The following is a 15,652-nucleotide window of genomic DNA, read 5'->3' on the forward strand; positions in this document are numbered from 1 at the left end:
GCCTGCGACTCTCTAAACTGCCGCTACGCTGCCTAGCAATAAACCCTCTACGAGAACGCCATGGATCTACATCACCGCAATAACGTCAGTGTGATGGGCAACGGCTCTTCGACCCTGGTGTTTTCCCATGGCTTTGGCTGCAACCAGGCAATGTGGAATTCCCTGGTGCCCCATTTTCTCAAGCGTTTTCGCGTGGTGCTGTATGACTTGGTGGGCGCCGGCCTGTCTGACCTTGGCGCCTACGACACAGCCAAATACAGCACGCTGGAGGGTTACGCCCGCGACCTCAACGAGCTGATCGACAGCTACGCCGAAGGCCCGGTGATTCTGGTGGGGCACTCGGTCAGCGCAATGATCGGCACCCTCGCCGACCGCTTCGCGCCGGGGCGGGTCGCGGCGCACGTGATGATTGGCCCATCGCCGCGCTATATCGACACCGAAGGCTATGTCGGCGGTTTCAAGCGCGACGACATCGAAGACCTGCTCGACACCCTCGACAGCAACTACCTCGGCTGGTCCAGCAGCATGGCCCCGGTGATCATGGGCGCCCCTGGGCAACCTGAACTGAGCAGCGAACTGACCGAGAGTTTCTGCCGCACCGAACCCGACATCGCCAAGCAATTTGCCCGGGTGACCTTCCTCTCGGACAACCGCGCCGACGTGATCGGCCTGACCACCCCCGTCCTGATCCTGCAATCGAGCGACGACTTGATCGCCCCCGTGTTCGTCGGCGAATACCTGCATGCCGTGCTGCCAAACAGCACCTATCACCTGGTGGACAACATCGGCCATTGCCCGCACATGAGCGCGCCAAAGGCATGCGCGGCGGCGATGGAGCGGTTCCTGGCGCCGTGGGCCGCCGTCAATGCCGGCTGAATCGCTGTTCGACAGCGCCGCCTGCGCCCTGGCGGTAACCCGCGAAGACGGCACGATTGTGCACGCCAACCAGCGCTTGAGCGACTGGCTCGGGCTCAGCGCGGCCCAACTGCACGGGCAGCGCTTTCAAGACCTCCTGACCATGGGCGGGCGGATTTTCTACCAGACCCATCTGGCGCCGATGCTGCGCATGCATGGCAGCGTCACCGAGGTGAAGCTCGACATCCGCCACCGCGACGGGCACAAGGTCACCGTGCTGCTCAATGCCAGCCAGCGCCAGCAGGCCGATGGCGCGGTCTATGACCTGGCACTGTTCGGCACCACCGACCGCGACAAGTACGAGCGCGAACTGCTCAACGCACGCAAACTGGCCGAAGCGCTGCTTCAGGAAAAAACCGCCACCGAACAGGCGCTGCACCAGGCCCAGGCCGAATTGAACGAGGCCTACGCCATTGCCCAGCAGCGCGCGTTGTTCGCTGAACAGATGGTGGCGATTGTCAGCCACGACTTGAAAAACCCGCTGACCGCGATCCGCATGGCCTCGGACTTTCTTCGACGCGGCGAGCGCACGCCCAAGGAACACCAGTTGCTGGGGCATATCGGCCAATCATCCGAGCGCGCCCAGCGCATGATCGCCGACCTGCTGGACTTCACCCAGGCCCGGGTCGGCCAGGGCATCACCATCAGGGCCCAGCCGCTGGATCTGCACAAGGTGATTTTGCGCGCCGTGGACGAACTGCGTGTGGCCTTTCCCAAGGCCACGCTGGTGCATCTGGCCGACGGCCATGGCGATGCTTGCCTGGATGCCGACCGGGTGCAGCAAATCATCGGCAATCTGGTTGCCAACAGCGTGGCCTATGGCGACCTGCAGCAACCGATTACCATCGCGTCACGCCTGGGCACCGAAGGCAGTGAAGTCTCGGTACACAACTACGGCGCGGCGATTCCCAAAGCCTTGCTGGCCGGGCTGTTCGAACCGATGACCCGCGGCACCCATCAGGGCAGCGATGTGCGTAGCGTGGGTTTGGGCCTGTATATCGTGCGCGAACTGGCCAGAGTGCACGGTGGCGACGTGGCGGTGAACTCCTGCGCGACGCACGGAACCACCTTCAGTGTGAAATTCAAGGCAAGTACGCCGCGCCCTGCATGATCGGCTCCACAGTCCCCGTCAGTACCACCCCGCCCTGCCCATCCCACTGCACCGTCAGCGTGCCGCCGTCGCACTCGACCTCCACCTTGTCATCCAGCAGCCCGCGTCGCACACCATTGACCACCGCCGCGCAGCAGCACGACCCGGAGCCCAACGGCACGCCACCGCCACGTTCCCAGATCCGCAGGCGAATACGGTTACGCCCGAGCACTTGCACAAAATGCACATTGGTCCTGGCCGGGAACAGCGGGTGATATTCCAGGGCGGGGCCCAGGGCTTCAACATCGACTGCGGCGATGTCTTCGACAAAAAACGTGCAGTGCGGATTACCCATGCCACAGGCAGCGGGCGATCTGCGGCGTGATCGGGTTATCCTGGCCACGGCGGTCGATGATGATGAAGTCGTCGCCATGGGCGTGCATCTTGACGAAGGGCAAGGTCATGGACAGTCCTGTAGTCGAACGAAACAACCCCACTCTAACACCCGTAGAAGCGAGGAGATGGACCATGCTTATCGTATTCAGCGGCCTGCCCGGCACCGGCAAGACCACGATTGCCAGGGAGCTGGCGCGGCAGGTGGGCGCGGTTTACCTGCGCATCGATGTGATCGAGCAAGCGCTGCGGGAGGCTGGGGTGCTGGCGAGCGATGTGGGTGCCAGCGGCTATGGCGTGGCCAATGCGCTGGCGTTGAGCAATGTGCGCTTGGGCCAGCAAGTGGTCGCAGACTGCGTGAACCCGGTAAGAGAGAGCCGCGACGCTTGGCAGGCCGTGGCGCTGGCGGCAGGCGTGAAGCTGATTGATATTCAGGTGGTGTGTTCCGACCAGCAGGAGCATCGGCGCAGAGTAGAGAGCCGTGAGGGCGATATTCCGGGACTGTTGCCGCCGACGTGGCAATCGGTGTTGGCGCATGAGTATGAAGCGTGGGATAAGCCGCCGTTCATGCTCGATACGGCGCAGCTCACAGCCGCAGAGGCCATCACAGCAACCCGCGTACATCTGTCGAGCGTGAGCGATTAGTTGTATCGATGGGCTCCAGGCTTACCTTGCCCATCGAGACAAACGCAAATATCACCAGCAACGCCGCTCAAATGTGGGAGTTGTCGAGCCCCAGCGAGGCTGCGATGGCGGCAGCACAGTCAACATCTTCGTCGCCTGAACCACCGCTTTCGCTGCCTCGCTGGGGCTCGTGAGCTCCCACAGAGGGTTGGCGTCAGCCAGGGAAGTTGGCGCGCAACGCCGCAAGACCATCGCTGTACACGCCGGTAAACAGCGTCTCCACCGCTGCATCCGTGGTGCCTGCGGCCGGTGTGAACACCCCGGACCAGGTCACTTTGGCCGACGCATCCGTCAAGGCTTCAACCTGCACGGTCGCCAGATAAGCACTCACCGGAAACGGCGACTGTTCAATCGTATAGCTGTAGGTGCGTGCCACGTTGTCGAAGGTCTGCAAGCGCTCGACGATCTGGCCGCCATCGGCGGTGTGCAGGTGCCGCACGCGGCCGCCGTCGCCTGGCTCGCTTTTGGCGATAAAGGGCAGCCAGTCAGGCAGGCTGTTGAAGCCGCCGATCAGTTTCCAGACCTGGTCAGCCGACGCAGGGATTTCAATCACAGAAGACGCTGTTGCCACAATAAATACTCCAGATCATTGAAAAATCAGATCGCCATGCTGTCGACCACACCACCGTCGACCCGCAGCGCGGCGCCGGTGGTGGCGGATGACAGCGGTGAAGCAATGTACGCCACCAGGTTGGCCACTTCATCCACATTCGCCGCGCGCTGGATGATCGAAGTAGGCCGCGCCTTGCGCACGAACACATCGGCCTCCTCCCGCGCGCTACGCCCGGATTGCTGCGTGGCGTCCTTGAGCATGTGCTCGAGGCCATCGGTAAAGGTCGGCCCCGGCAGGATCGCATTGACCGTCACACCGGTACCCGCCAGGCGCTTGGCCAGGCCATGGGACACCGCCAGATTGGCGCTTTTGGTCACGCCGTAGTTGATCATGTCCGCTGGCGTCGCCACGCCGGATTCAGACGACACAAAGATCACCCGCCCCCAGCCCCCCTCGACCATGCCCGGCACGTAATGCCGCGCCAGGCGCACGCCGGAGATCACGTTGACCTCATAGAAACGCGCCCACTCGCTGTCCGGCGCCTCGAAGAAATCTACATCGTTGAAGATGCCCAGGTTGTTGACTAGGATGTCGGCGCGGGGTTCGGCGGCGAACAATTTCTCGGCGCCTTCGGCCGTGCCCAGATCGGCCACCAGCCCGCGCAGATCGGCGCCCGGCACCGTCTGGCGAATGCTGGCCAGGGCCGCGTCGACTTTGCCGCTGTCCCGCCCGATCACCACCACAGTGGCGCCCGATTGCGCCAGGGCCTGGCTGATGCCCAGGCCGATCCCGGCCGTGCTACCGCTGACAATGGCTACTTTGCCGCTCACATCGATTTTCATGTTTCTGAACTCCCAAAGTTAAAGCGGCAGAGGCGCGCGCAGCGAAATCAACTGCGCATCGCGCAACGCCTGCCAGAAGGCTGCTGGAATCTGCTCTGACAACGCCGCCACGTCTTCGGCAATACGCCCCGGACGACTGGCACCGGGAATCACCGCCGCCACGGCCGGGTGTGTCAGGGAAAACTGTAGCGCAGCCGCCTTGACGCTGACGCCAAACGCCTGGGCAATCGCCTTGATCTGCTCGACCTTGCGGATGATCGCCGGGCTGGCCTGCTGGTATTCAAAGTGCGCGCCCCCGGCAAGGATGCCGGAGCTGTAGGGGCCACCGACCACGATCTCGACGTGCTGTGCAAGGGCGGCGTCCATCAGGCGCTGCAAGGCGCGGTCGTGGTCCAGCAGCGTGTAGCGGCCGGCCAGCAGAAAGCCGTCGGGCTGGGCTTCGGCCAGGTCCAGCGTCAACTCACAGGGTTCGACGCGGTTCACCCCCAGGCCCCAGGCCTTGATCACGCCTTCCTCGCGCAAACGCGTCAGCACCTTGAAAGCGCCGGTACGGGCCTGGTTGAAGTACTCCAGCCACTGGTCGCCGTAGAAATCCTGGGCAATGTCGTGCACCCACACGATGTCCAGGCGGTCGGTTTGCAGGCGCTCAAGGCTGTCTTCGATCGAGCGCAAGGTGGCATCGGCGCTGTAGTCATTGAGCATTTTGTTCGGGCGTCCGTGTTCGAACACACCGCTTTTCTCGCCCAGGTCACGGGCAGTGTTTTCGACTTCGTCGAGGATCACCCGGCCGACCTTGGTGCTGAGCACGTAGTCGTCGCGGTTGTAGCGGGCCAAGGCGCGGCCCAGGCGGATTTCCGACAGCCCCGACCCGTAGAACGGTGCGGTATCGAAATAACGCACGCCGTTATTCCAGGCAGCCTCGACGGTGGCCTGGGCTTCGTCTTCGGGGATGGCGCGGAACATATTGCCCAGCGGTGCGGTACCAAAGCCCAGTACGCCGGGCAGTTTGTCTTTCAAGCTCATGATGGCTTCCTCAATCGGTTCAAAGGGTCGCGATGACCGTTGAGCAGATCCTAGATTGCCTTGATCAGACCGTCCAAGACATACTGCGACCAACTTGAGTCCCGATAGGTCTTACATGATTGATCTACGCCAACTGCGCTACTTCGAAGTGGTCGCCGAAGAACAACACGTCGGCCGCGCCGCCGAGCGCCTGCACATCTCCCAGTCGCCGTTGAGCCGGCAGATCGCCCAGCTTGAAGAGCGCCTGGGCCTGACGCTGTTCGAACGCAGCCAGCAACGTATCCGCCTGACCCGCGACGGCCAGACATTTCTCGCCGAAACCAGGGCGTTGCTGACCCACGCCAGCCGCCTGGAATCCCTGGGCAAGCGCCTGGGTCGGGGTGAAGAAGGCGGCTTGTGCATCGGTTATATCGAGAACGCCATGCACGCCGGTGTGCTGCCCAACGCCCTGCGCGTGCTGCGCGATGACCGGCCCAACGTGCATATCAAGCTGTATAACTTGCCCTCCCTCGAACAGTTGGAAGGCCTGCGCCAACGCAGCCTGGACGTGGCCCTGGTGGGCGAGCCGCCGACGGCCGACGACCCAGACCTGACCGCCCGGCAGGTGCTCGATGACCCGATGCTGCTGGCCTTGCCCGAACATCACCCGCTGACCCAACAGCGCGAGTTATTGCCCGAGCACCTGGCCGAGCAACAATGGATCGGCGTACAGCGCAAACCCGGCGCCAACCCGGCTGACGACTTCGTCGCCGCGTGCATCCGGGCCGGCTTCACCCCACAGATCCCCATGGAAGCCAGCGAACCCTTCACCGCCCTGGGCCTGGTCGCCTCCGGCCTGGGCGTGGCAATGGTGCAAAAAGGCCTGAGCCGCAACGCACCACCGGGCGTGGTACTGCGCGAACTGCCCTGGCTGAGCTACACCGCCCCGCTCTGGGCGGCCTGGCACCGGATCAACCTGCGGCCGTTGGTGGAGACGTTTCGTAAGGTGCTGACTGAATAACTGATGCTCCGCGGTTCAAATGTGGGAGGGGGCTTGCCCCCTCCCACATTTGGATCACTGCCACAGGCAGAGCCCGTGTAATCAGAGCATCTCCCGCAACCGATACCACAACATCCCCAGCGCCAGCAGCGGCGAGCGCAACGCCTTGCCGCCTGGAAAGGTCATGTGCGGCACCTGGCTGAACACGTCCAGGCCCTGGCTGACACCGGTATGAATGCCTTCGGCCAGCAACCGCGCGCACCAGTGGGTCACGTTCAGCCCGTGACCGGAATAACCCTGGGCATAGAACACATTCGGGTACTGCTTGAGCCGCCCGACCTGAGGAAAACGGTTGGCCGTGATGCCGATCTTGCCGCCCCACTGGAATTCGATCCGGGTGTTGGCCAACTGGGGGAATACCTTGAGCATCTTCGGCCGCATATACGCGGCAATGTCCTGGGGATCGCGCCCCGAGTAATGGCAGGCGCCGCCGAACAGCAGGCGGCGGTCGGCGGTCAGCCGGTAGTAGTCCAGCCCGACTTTCTGGTCGCACAGCGCCAGGTTGTGTGGGATCAACTGATGGGCCACCGCCTCCGATAACGGTTCGGTGGCAATGATGTAGCTGCCCGCCGGCAGCACCTTGCCGCTCAGGCGCGGTTCCAGGTCTTCCAGATGGGCGTTGCAGGCCAGCACCAGGCTGGCCGCGCGCACCGTGCCGCCAGCGCAGCGCACTTGTACGCTGTCGCCGTGGATCAGCTCCAGCACCTGGGTCTGCTCGAAGATGCGCACCCCGAGGGATTCAGCCACACGCGCCTCGCCCAGCACCAGGTTGAGCGGATGCAGGTGACCGGACCCCATGTCGATCAAGCCTCCGGCGTACACCGTCGAGTCCACCACCTGCGGCATATCCTGCGGGCCGACAAGGCGGGTTTCGTGGGCGTATCCCAACGCCGCCAAGTGATCCTGTTCACCCTTGAAAGCCTGGAACTGCGCGGGGGTATTGGCCAGTTCGCAAAACCCCCAACGCAGATCGCAGTCGATGCCGTGCTCACGGATGCGTTCGCCCACCAGCGCCACCGAGTCGATGCCGGCGCGTTCCAGATAACGCACGCCCTCCTCGCCTACATGTTTGGCAAAGCCTGACACGTCATGGCCGATGCCGCGAATCAACTGCCCGCCGTTGCGTCCACTGGCGCCCCAGCCGATGCGGCGCGCTTCGAGCAGGATCACCGAGAGCCCGCGCTGGGCCAGTTCTATGGCGGTGTTGACTCCGGTAAAACCGCCGCCGATCACACACACGTCGGCGCTCAGGTCGGCATCCAGTGCCGACCGCTCCGGTATCGCGTGGGCCGATGCGCGGTAATAGGACTGGGCGTGGTCGTTGGGCTGCATCATCGGTTGGACTTCACTTTGCTCCAGGCGCGGGTCATCACGCGCATGGTCGCCGGGGTCGGCGTGGTGGAAATGTAGAGTTTGTCGAGCACGGCCTGGGGCGGGTACACCTCGGGGTCGTTCACCAGTTCCGGGGCCATGAAAGGCTTGGCCGCCGGGTTGGCGTTGGCGTAACCCACCGAGGCGCTGACCTTGGCGATCACCTCGGGCTCGAGCAGGTAGTTGATGAAGGCGTGGGCTTGTTTGGGGTTGCTCGCGTCGGCCGGGATCGCCAACAGGTCGAACCACAGGTTGGAGCCTTCCTTGGGAATCGAATAGGCGATGTTGACGCCGTTCTTGGCTTCCTTGGCGCGGTTGGCCGCCTGGAACACATCGCCGGAATAACCGAACGCCACGCAGATATTGCCGTTGGCCAGGTCCGAAATGTACTTGGAGGAATGGAAATAGGTGATGTACGGCCGCAGCGTCAGCAGCTTGGCCTCGGCGAGTTTGTAGTCTTCGGGGTTCTCGCTGCGCGGGTCTTTGCCCAGGTAGTTGAGCACTGCCGGAAACAACTCATCGGCCGAGTCGAGGAAGGCCACGCCACACTCGTGCAGCTTCTTGAGGTTGTCGGGCTCGAACAGCACAGCCCAGGAATCGATGCGGTCGATGCCCAGCACTTGCTTGACCTTGTCGACGTTGTAACCGATGCCGTTGGTGCCCCACAGGTACGGCACCGAGTGCGCGTTGGCCGGGTCATTCTGCTCGAGCAATTTGAGCAGCCTCGGGTCCAGGTTCTTGAAATTGGGCAGTTGCGCGCGGTCGAGCGTGAGGAATGCGCCGGCTTTTACCTGGCGCGCCAGGAAGTGGTTGGACGGCACCACCACGTCATAGCCGGTACGCCCCGCGAGCAACTTGCCTTCCAGGGTTTCGTTGGAGTCGAACACGTCGTAGACCACCTTGATACCCGTGCTGGCCTGGAAGTCCGCCAGGGTGGTCTCGCCAATGTAATCGGTCCAGTTGTAGACGCTGACCGTTGATGCAGCCTGGCCGGCACCGCTGAACGCCGCCAGCAGGGCCAGCGGAAGAAGTTTGCTCACAACACGCATATCCACACCTCGTTATGATGGTTTTCAGACGCTCAACAGCAGGAATTCGCGCTCCCAGGAACTGATCACACGCTTGAAGTTTTCGTGTTCGGCGCGCTTGACCGCCACGTAGCCGCGCACGAACTTGTCACCCAGGTACTGCTTGACCGTGGCGCAGTCCTCCATGCGTGCCAGCGCGTCTTCGAGGGTGAACGGCAGGCGCAAATTGCGACGCTCATAGGCGCGCCCTTCAACCGGGGCGCTGGGTTCGATCCGCTCGATCATGCCCAGGTAGCCGCACAACAGGCTCGCGGCAATCGCCAGGTACGGGTTGGCATCGGCCCCCGGCAAACGGTTTTCCACGCGCATCGCGTCGGGGCTGGAGGTGGGCACGCGCAGGCCGACGGTGCGGTTTTCTTCGCCCCATTCGACGTTGACCGGTGCGGAGGTGTCCGGCAGAAAGCGCCGGAACGAATTCACGTTGGGCGCGAACATTGGCAGTAGCTTGGGAATGTATTTTTGCAGGCCACCGATGTGATGCAAAAACAGCTGGCTCATCTTGCCGTCGGCGTCGACGAACACCGGTTTGCCGGTGGCGATATCGACCACGCTCTGGTGCAGGTGCATGGCGCTGCCGGGCTCGTCGGCCACCGGTTTGGCCATGAAGGTGGCGGCCACGTTGTGTTTGAGCGCGGCTTCGCGCAGGGTGCGTTTGAACACGGTGATCTGGTCGGCCAGGTCCAGTGCGTCGCCGTGACGGAAGTTGATTTCCATCTGCGCCGGGCCGTCTTCGTGGATCAGCGTATCGAGGTCCAGGCCCTGGGCTTCGCACCAGTCGTAGACGTCTTCGAACAGCGGGTCGAATTCGTTGGCGGCGTCGATGGAGAATGACTGGCGCCCGGTTTCGGCGCGGCCGGAGCGGCCAATCGGGGTTTTCAGCGGCAGGTCCGGGTCTTCGCAGCGCTGGGTCAGGTAGAACTCCATTTCCGGCGCGACAATCGGCTGCCAGCCTTGCTCGGTGTAGAGCTGCAGGACTTTTTTCAGCACGTTGCGCGGCGACAATTCGATCGGGTTGCCCTGCTTGTCGAAGGTGTCGTGGATCACGATGGCGGTAGGTTCGATGGCCCACGGCACCACGTAGGTGGCGTTGGCCACCGGGCGGCAGATCATATCGATATCGGCCGGGTCAAGCAGGTCGTAGTAGACCTCGTCGTCGACAAAGTCCCCGGTCACCGTTTGCAGCAGCACACTTTCCGGCAGGCGCATGCCTCGCTCATGCAGGAACTTGTTGGTGGGCGCAATCTTGCCGCGTGCGATGCCAGTCAAGTCACTGATCACGCATTCGACTTCGGTGATCTTGTGTTCTTTCAGCCAGAGGGAGAGCTGATCGAAGGGGGCGTTCATAAGGACCTCGTCTTGGGTAGGATGCCGCACAGGCTTGTACTGGCGACGCATTGAGGTCTATCTTGGGCCCGCCTTGAAACCGCATCTATCCACTTTGTACGCCACACAACGCACCAATAGAGTGCGCACGGACCACCCATGACACAGGCAACCGCTTTGCGCGTACAGGCCTTCGCCACCGGCGATGTGGCCGCTCAATGCCAGGCGACACCCGGTTGGGTGCAGCAGTACCAGCAGATGTCTCCCGGGCATTTTGCCGGACGCGTGCGCTACCTCGACCTGCAAGGCGTGCAGGTGTACGAAGAGAGCATGAACACCCGCGTCGAGCAGCATTTCAACGCCCCGCCGGGTTCGCTGGCGTTCTGTTTCGACGGCAGCGACAACGCGCTGTACCTGCTCAATGGCGAAAGTCGAAATACCTGGATCACCCCGGAAAACTACCGTGAGACCGCCGTGGTGTTCGGCCCGCAGTTCGTGCAGCGCCACGGGCTGGACATGGCCAGGCTCGAAGGCTTGTTCATGGCCCCGCTGACGAGTCAGCAGAACGCGCTGTTTGCCCGGTGGCTGAGTGGCACGCTCACGCGCTTGTCCGCCGTGATCGAACCGGCCAGCCGCGACGCCCTCACCCAGCAATTGCTCGACGACTGCCTGTTCATCCTCGACAACGCCTGCGTGTGCCTGGACCGCAGTTCGCTGCAAAAACGCGGCGCCGAGCGCCTGTTGATGGCCCGCATCGGCGAATGGGCGGCGGATGCCCCGGACGAAACCGTCAATCTGTTGGAGCTGGCGCAGATCGCTGGCGTGCCATTGCGCCAATTGCAGCAAGGGTTCAAGACCTACACCGGCATGAGCCCGGCGCAGTGGTTGCGCCTGCGTCGATTGAATGGCGCGCGGCGGGAGTTGTTGGCGTGCGCTGGCACTACCGTGGCCGAGGTGGCAATGAATTGGTCGTTCTGGCACCTGGGCCGGTTTTCCAACAGCTACCGCGCGCTGTTCAAAGAACTGCCCAGCGAAACCCTGCTGAAAAAACGCGGTTAACACTGTGGCAGGGGGCAAGCCTCTTTCCCACATTGAATCGAGCACACCTTGTAAAACTCGGCACTTGCCCCTAGCTTATGCGCCCCCCGCCCAGCGCTTTAAGGCCCTGCCCCATGGTTTTGCGTTTTCGTCCCGTCGTCACTTCACGTTTCGCCCTCGGCCTGTTACTCAGTGGCGGCATCGGCAACAGCCTGGCGGCGCAGATCGAACTGCCGACGGTCAACGTCCAGGGCCAGGACGAGTCGGGCTATCGCACCGAAACCGCTTCGGTCGGTGGCTTCGATGAAGCGCCCCTGCTCGATACGCCCGCCTCGATCAGCGTGATCAACGCCGCGCTGATCAAGGACCAGCAGGCACGCCTGCTCAGTGAGGTGCTGCGCAATGACGCCTCAGTCGGCGACAGCTACGCGCCCATCGGCTACTACGAAAACTTCGTGGTGCGCGGCTTCTCGCTGAATGCGGCGAGCAGCTACAAGATCAATGGGCGCACCATCACCGGCGAGCAGAACGTCGCCCTGGAAAACAAGCAACAGGTGGAAGTGCTCAAGGGCTTGGCCGGCTTGCAAAGCGGCATCTCCGAGCCCAGCGGCGTGATCAACTACGTGACCAAGCGCCCCGAGGACGTGCGCTCGGTGACGGTGTCCACCGATGATCGCGGCAGCGGTTATGTCGCCACCGATATCGGCGGCTGGTTCGGCAGTGAGCAGCAGTTTGGCCTGCGCGCCAACGTCGCCCATGAAGACCTCAATTCCTACGTAGAACACGCCAACGGTCAGCGCGATTTTGTGTCCCTGGCCTTCGACTGGAACATCAGCCCCGACGCCGTGCTGCAACTGGACGCCGAATACCAGAACAAACAGCAGCGCTCGGTGCCGGGTTATCAATTGCTCGGCGGTTCCGAGGTACCCCACGACGCCTCGCCGAAAAAGCTGCTCGGCCATCAGACCGGCTCCAAGCAAGTGGGCATCGACTCGCTCAACCTCAACGGCAAGTTCGAATACCGCTTCAGCGAGCAGTGGAAAGGCACTGTCAGCGCGGCGCGCAGCAAGGTGGTGATCGATGATTACAGCGCGTTTGCCTGGGGTGGCGATACCAATGGCGTGGGCAATTACTTCACGCCGGAGGGCGACTACGGCATCTACGACTACCGCAGCCCCGACGACACTCGCCGTGATGATGAAGTCCAGGCCGCCATGACCGGCCTGTTCGACACTGCCGGCCTGGGCCATGAACTGACCTTTGGTACCAGCGCGTTTCGCCGGGTGATCGACAAGCGTGACTCGGTCAACGAGTACATCGGCAGCGGCAACATCCACCAGGACCCACCGAGCTTCACGCCCACCGACAAGCCGTTGAACGATAGCCATCGCAACCTCGACAGTCGCCAATACGGCGTGTTTGTCACCGACCGCATTCGTTTCAACGAGCAGTGGCAAACGCTCCTCGGCGGGCGCGAAGTGCGTCTGGATGAAAAGGCCTACGACAAAGACGGCACCGAAGCGCGCCACACCCAACGGTATGTATTCCTGCCCCAGGCGTCGTTGATCTATAAACCGGTGGACAATGTCTCGCTGTACACCAGCTACAGCAAAGGCTTGTCCCTGGGCGGCACGGCACCGTGGTTTGCCACCAACAGCAGCGAAACCCTGGCACCCACCACCTCACGGCAAATCGAAGCCGGGGTGAAATACGACTGGCGGCGCATCAGTTTCGCCGCCGCCGTGTTCCAGACACGCCAGGCCTATCAGTACGCGAAGCCCGAAGACGGTGGGTTCAACTACGTGCAACAGGGCCAGCAGAAAAACACCGGGGTCGAACTGTCGGCCAACGGCTGGGCCACCGAGCGCCTGCAGATCGCCACGAGCGTGGCAGCCATTCGCGCACGGGTGACGGGCAGCGGCACGCCGGACTACGAGGGCCACCAGGCGATCAACGTGCCCACGCTGCGCGCCAGTGCGTACGCTGATTATGCGTTGCCGTGGGTCAATGGCCTGGCGGTGCTCGGCGGCGTGCAATACAGCGCGAAAAAGTACGCCAACCGCAGCGGCAATGTGGAGGTGGGCGATTATGCGGTGGTCAATGTAGGCAGCCGCTACACCACCAAAGTCGATGGCTATGAAACGGTGTTTCGCCTGAGCGTCGACAACCTGTTCGACAAGCGCTACTGGCGCGACGCGGGCGAATACATGGGCGATGACTACCTGTTCCAGGGCGCACCGCTGACGGCGCGCCTGAGTGCATCGGTGAATTTCTAAGGTTTACTTGGGCATCTTGCGAAAGCCCACCGCCAGGCGGTTCCAACTGTTGATGGTGGAGATCGCCACGCTCAGGTCGACCTGTTCCTGTGGGCTGAATTCGGCGGCCAGGGCGTTGAAGTCCTCGTCCGGGGCGTGGGTCTGGCTGAGCAGGGTCAGGCTTTCGGCCCAGGCCAGGGCAGCGCGTTCACGTGGGGTGAAGAACGGCGTTTCACGCCAGGCCGATACGGTGTAAAGGCGGCGCTCGGTTTCACCGCCCTTGCGCGCGTCGGCGGTGTGCATGTCGAGGCAGAATGCGCAGCCGTTGATCTGCGAGACGCGCAGGCGCACCAGTTCCAGCAGCGGCAATTCGATGGACAGCTTGCCGACCGCAGCCTCCAGGGCAAGCATGGCCTTCATGGCGTCCGGGGAAGCGGTGTAGAAATCGGTACGGGTTTGCATGGTGATACTCCAGAACGGTGGGATGGGTGAGCAGATTAGTCACCGGGGCGTTCTGGAGAAATAGCCAATCCGGGCGAAGAACAGGTGACCAATCTACAGGCCGCGGTTCCTCAACCACTGCAGGAAACCTTTCTTCACCGGCACCACCGGCGCATCCTCGGTCAGCGCCTGGGCGGCGTGCACGCGGAAGTCCAGCAGCGCCTTCATGGCTTCGCCGATGTCGTGCCGCGCATCCAGGCACGGCTTGAGGTATTCGTTTTCGATGCGGTACAGCGTGCAGTAGGTCTTGGCTGTGAAGTCCGCCAGGGTGGCCTGTTCGGTCAGGATGCCGGACTCGCCAATCACCTCCCCCGGCCCCATGCGCCCGGCCTCGAACGTGTGGCCGCCCTTGACCAGCATCACCGAGACCACCCCGGATTCGATGATGAACAGGTGATCGCTGACCTCCCCCGCCGGCAGGATCATGTCGCCGGCGCGGTAGGTGTGCAGGCTCATGTTCTGGCTGAAGGTGTCTTTTTCTTCCTGGCGCAGGGTAGAAAAGATCGACGACCGTTCAAGCAATGCCCGTGCGCCGGAGACCGTGGCGGGTGTACCGCCTTCGGTGGCGGACAACAGGCCCACGCCCGCCGCCTGCAAGTGGCGGAATGCCAGATCGTAAAGCTGGTTGCGTACGTCGCGCTTGAGGCTCATGGCCGGCACGAAGCCGCTGATTTCATATTCCACGCCGCCACTGGTCGAAGCCTTGAACGCCACGCTGGGCGCCGGTTTGGCCAACAGCGCGCGGCAGCCCTGCATCGCACGCTCAAGGGCTTCGATCACCGTCTGCGGGCGTGCATGGGGGCTCACTTGCAGGCTGACCGCCAGGCCGAACATGTCCGCCGGGCGCGAGAAATTGATGATCTTGGCCTTGGCCGCCAGGGAATTGGGGATGACCGCCAGGCTGCCCTGGGAGGTCTGCAGCCGCGTGGCGCGCCAGTCGATATCGGTGACACGGCCTTCGGTGCCGTCGATGGAGATCCAGTCGTCGATCTGGTAGGGCTTGGTGGTGTTGAGGACAATCCCGGAAAACACGTCGCTCAGGGTGCTTTGCAAGGCCAGGCCGACGATGATCGCCACCGCGCCGGAAGTGGCGAGCACGCCCTTGACCGGCAGGTCGAGTACGTAGGCCATGGCAGCGATGATCGCGATCAGGAAAATCACCGCGCCCATCAGGTCCTGCAACAGCCGCCCGGTGTGGCCGACCCGCTGCATCATCACCGCGCCGAGCAGAACCGTGAGGGTGCGCGCCGCGAACAGCCACCAGCCGATCTGCAACGCGGTTGCCGCCAGGTGCAGCGTGGTGTCATCGGCGTAAGGCGCCGCTTGCATGGGGTTCATGCCGTCGTTGAACAGCACCGCACTGAAGACCGCAAAGATCACCAGCCGCGCCGCGAGCTTCCAGTTGGCAAGCGTGGGCGAGATAAGGCGCCACACGGCGATGTCGATAAGGATCAGCGCCAGGGCGCACAACATCGGGTGATCAACAATAAATGAGGGCATCCAGGCGACTCCAGGGCGAATGCGCAGAAGATCGCAT

14 protein-coding genes and 1 pseudogene are annotated in these 15,652 nt (G+C 62.9%); 6 read left to right on the forward strand and 9 right to left on the reverse strand.

Going from position 1 to position 15,652, the window contains the following annotated elements; translation table 11 throughout:
• Positions 1-60 precede the first annotated feature (60 nt).
• Positions 61-876: an alpha/beta fold hydrolase gene (locus tag C4J94_RS15665; RefSeq protein ID WP_124387016.1), complete on the forward strand. Its 816-nt coding sequence runs from the start codon at positions 61-63 to the stop codon at positions 874-876.
• The gene (locus tag C4J94_RS15670; RefSeq protein ID WP_124387017.1) at positions 866-2,026 is read left to right on the forward strand and encodes a PAS domain-containing sensor histidine kinase; all 1,161 of its coding nucleotides are present in this window, start codon (positions 866-868) and stop codon (positions 2,024-2,026) included. Before C4J94_RS15665 ends, C4J94_RS15670 begins: the two co-directional genes overlap by 11 nt.
• Here C4J94_RS15670 and dapF read toward each other — a convergent pair.
• Positions 1,998-2,378: pseudogene (gene dapF, locus C4J94_RS15675) on the reverse strand (diaminopimelate epimerase); the annotation flags it as partial. The gene C4J94_RS15670 and the pseudogene dapF overlap by 29 nt on opposite strands.
• Positions 2,379-2,533: 155 nt before the next feature.
• Between dapF and C4J94_RS15680 the strand changes: the two are divergent.
• The gene (locus C4J94_RS15680) at positions 2,534-3,043 is read left to right on the forward strand and encodes an AAA family ATPase (protein ID WP_124387018.1); all 510 of its coding nucleotides are present in this window, start codon (positions 2,534-2,536) and stop codon (positions 3,041-3,043) included.
• Positions 3,044-3,236: 193 nt separating this feature from the next.
• Here the strand turns inward: C4J94_RS15680 and C4J94_RS15685 are convergent, their stop codons facing one another.
• Genes C4J94_RS15685 through C4J94_RS15695 form a run of 3 tightly spaced genes read right to left on the reverse strand, consistent with a single transcriptional unit; the run spans position 3,237 to position 5,500 of the window.
• Positions 3,237-3,653: an SRPBCC family protein gene (locus tag C4J94_RS15685; RefSeq protein WP_124387019.1), complete on the reverse strand. Its 417-nt coding sequence runs from the start codon at positions 3,651-3,653 to the stop codon at positions 3,237-3,239.
• A gap of 26 nt (positions 3,654-3,679) precedes the next feature.
• Positions 3,680-4,477, reverse strand: a complete 798-nt coding sequence (locus C4J94_RS15690; RefSeq protein WP_124387020.1) for an SDR family NAD(P)-dependent oxidoreductase — start codon at positions 4,475-4,477, stop codon at positions 3,680-3,682.
• 18 nt (positions 4,478-4,495) lie between these two features.
• Entirely contained in the window at positions 4,496-5,500 is a 1,005-nt protein-coding gene (locus tag C4J94_RS15695) for an aldo/keto reductase (protein WP_124387021.1), read from the reverse strand.
• Between the two features lie 115 nt (positions 5,501-5,615).
• Between C4J94_RS15695 and C4J94_RS15700 the strand changes: the two genes are divergently transcribed.
• Entirely contained in the window at positions 5,616-6,500 is an 885-nt protein-coding gene (locus tag C4J94_RS15700; protein WP_124387022.1) for a LysR substrate-binding domain-containing protein, read from the forward strand.
• Between the two features lie 81 nt (positions 6,501-6,581).
• Here the strand turns inward: C4J94_RS15700 and C4J94_RS15705 are convergent, their stop codons facing one another.
• Genes C4J94_RS15705 through C4J94_RS15715 form a run of 3 tightly spaced genes read right to left on the reverse strand, consistent with a single transcriptional unit; the run spans position 6,582 to position 10,342 of the window.
• A complete protein-coding gene (locus C4J94_RS15705) occupies positions 6,582-7,874 on the reverse strand; it encodes an FAD-binding oxidoreductase (protein WP_124387023.1) in 1,293 nt (430 codons plus the stop codon).
• Entirely contained in the window at positions 7,871-8,959 is a 1,089-nt protein-coding gene (locus C4J94_RS15710; RefSeq protein WP_124387024.1) for a polyamine ABC transporter substrate-binding protein, read from the reverse strand. Before C4J94_RS15710 ends, C4J94_RS15705 begins: the two co-directional genes overlap by 4 nt.
• Before the next feature lie 24 nt (positions 8,960-8,983).
• Positions 8,984-10,342, reverse strand: a complete 1,359-nt coding sequence (locus C4J94_RS15715; protein ID WP_124387025.1) for a glutamine synthetase family protein — start codon at positions 10,340-10,342, stop codon at positions 8,984-8,986.
• A gap of 138 nt (positions 10,343-10,480) precedes the next feature.
• Between C4J94_RS15715 and C4J94_RS15720 the strand changes: the two genes are divergently transcribed.
• Positions 10,481-11,380 carry a helix-turn-helix domain-containing protein gene (locus C4J94_RS15720; RefSeq protein ID WP_124387026.1) on the forward strand — a complete coding sequence of 300 codons (900 nt, stop codon included), beginning with the start codon at positions 10,481-10,483 and terminating at the stop codon, positions 11,378-11,380.
• Between the two features lie 113 nt (positions 11,381-11,493).
• Positions 11,494-13,635, forward strand: coding sequence for a TonB-dependent siderophore receptor (locus C4J94_RS15725; RefSeq protein ID WP_124387027.1), 2,142 nt, complete (start codon positions 11,494-11,496; stop codon positions 13,633-13,635).
• 3 nt (positions 13,636-13,638) lie between these two features.
• On the opposite strand, the gene C4J94_RS15730 is transcribed toward C4J94_RS15725, so the two are convergent.
• Together C4J94_RS15730 and C4J94_RS15735 are read right to left on the reverse strand one after the other, a co-directional pair.
• Complete coding sequence (locus tag C4J94_RS15730) at positions 13,639-14,076, reverse strand: carboxymuconolactone decarboxylase family protein (RefSeq protein ID WP_124387028.1); 438 nt, start codon at positions 14,074-14,076, stop codon at positions 13,639-13,641.
• Between the two features lie 93 nt (positions 14,077-14,169).
• On the reverse strand, positions 14,170-15,615 hold the full coding sequence (locus C4J94_RS15735) for a mechanosensitive ion channel family protein (protein ID WP_124387029.1): 1,446 nt from the start codon (positions 15,613-15,615) through the stop codon (positions 14,170-14,172).
• Positions 15,616-15,652 lie beyond the last annotated feature (37 nt).

Origin of the sequence: Pseudomonas sp. R5-89-07 (genome assembly GCF_003851685.1) — a bacterium.
Classification (GTDB): domain Bacteria; phylum Pseudomonadota; class Gammaproteobacteria; order Pseudomonadales; family Pseudomonadaceae; genus Aquipseudomonas.

Excerpts from the sequence above, each read along its gene's own strand:
- C4J94_RS15665 (WP_124387016.1), top strand. The coding sequence starts at position 61 with ATGGATCTACATCACCGCAATAACGTCAGTGTGATGGGCAACGGCTCT.
- C4J94_RS15670 (WP_124387017.1), top strand. The coding sequence starts at position 866 with ATGCCGGCTGAATCGCTGTTCGACAGCGCCGCCTGCGCCCTGGCGGTA.
- C4J94_RS15680 (WP_124387018.1), top strand. The coding sequence starts at position 2,534 with ATGCTTATCGTATTCAGCGGCCTGCCCGGCACCGGCAAGACCACGATT.
- C4J94_RS15690 (WP_124387020.1), bottom strand. The coding sequence starts at position 4,477 with ATGAAAATCGATGTGAGCGGCAAAGTAGCCATTGTCAGCGGTAGCACG.
- C4J94_RS15695 (WP_124387021.1), bottom strand. The coding sequence starts at position 5,500 with ATGAGCTTGAAAGACAAACTGCCCGGCGTACTGGGCTTTGGTACCGCA.
- C4J94_RS15700 (WP_124387022.1), top strand. The coding sequence starts at position 5,616 with ATGATTGATCTACGCCAACTGCGCTACTTCGAAGTGGTCGCCGAAGAA.
- C4J94_RS15705 (WP_124387023.1), bottom strand. The coding sequence starts at position 7,874 with ATGATGCAGCCCAACGACCACGCCCAGTCCTATTACCGCGCATCGGCC.
- C4J94_RS15710 (WP_124387024.1), bottom strand. The coding sequence starts at position 8,959 with ATGCGTGTTGTGAGCAAACTTCTTCCGCTGGCCCTGCTGGCGGCGTTC.
- C4J94_RS15715 (WP_124387025.1), bottom strand. The coding sequence starts at position 10,342 with ATGAACGCCCCCTTCGATCAGCTCTCCCTCTGGCTGAAAGAACACAAG.
- C4J94_RS15720 (WP_124387026.1), top strand. The coding sequence starts at position 10,481 with ATGACACAGGCAACCGCTTTGCGCGTACAGGCCTTCGCCACCGGCGAT.
- C4J94_RS15725 (WP_124387027.1), top strand. The coding sequence starts at position 11,494 with ATGGTTTTGCGTTTTCGTCCCGTCGTCACTTCACGTTTCGCCCTCGGC.
- C4J94_RS15730 (WP_124387028.1), bottom strand. The coding sequence starts at position 14,076 with ATGCAAACCCGTACCGATTTCTACACCGCTTCCCCGGACGCCATGAAG.
- C4J94_RS15735 (WP_124387029.1), bottom strand. The coding sequence starts at position 15,615 with ATGCCCTCATTTATTGTTGATCACCCGATGTTGTGCGCCCTGGCGCTG.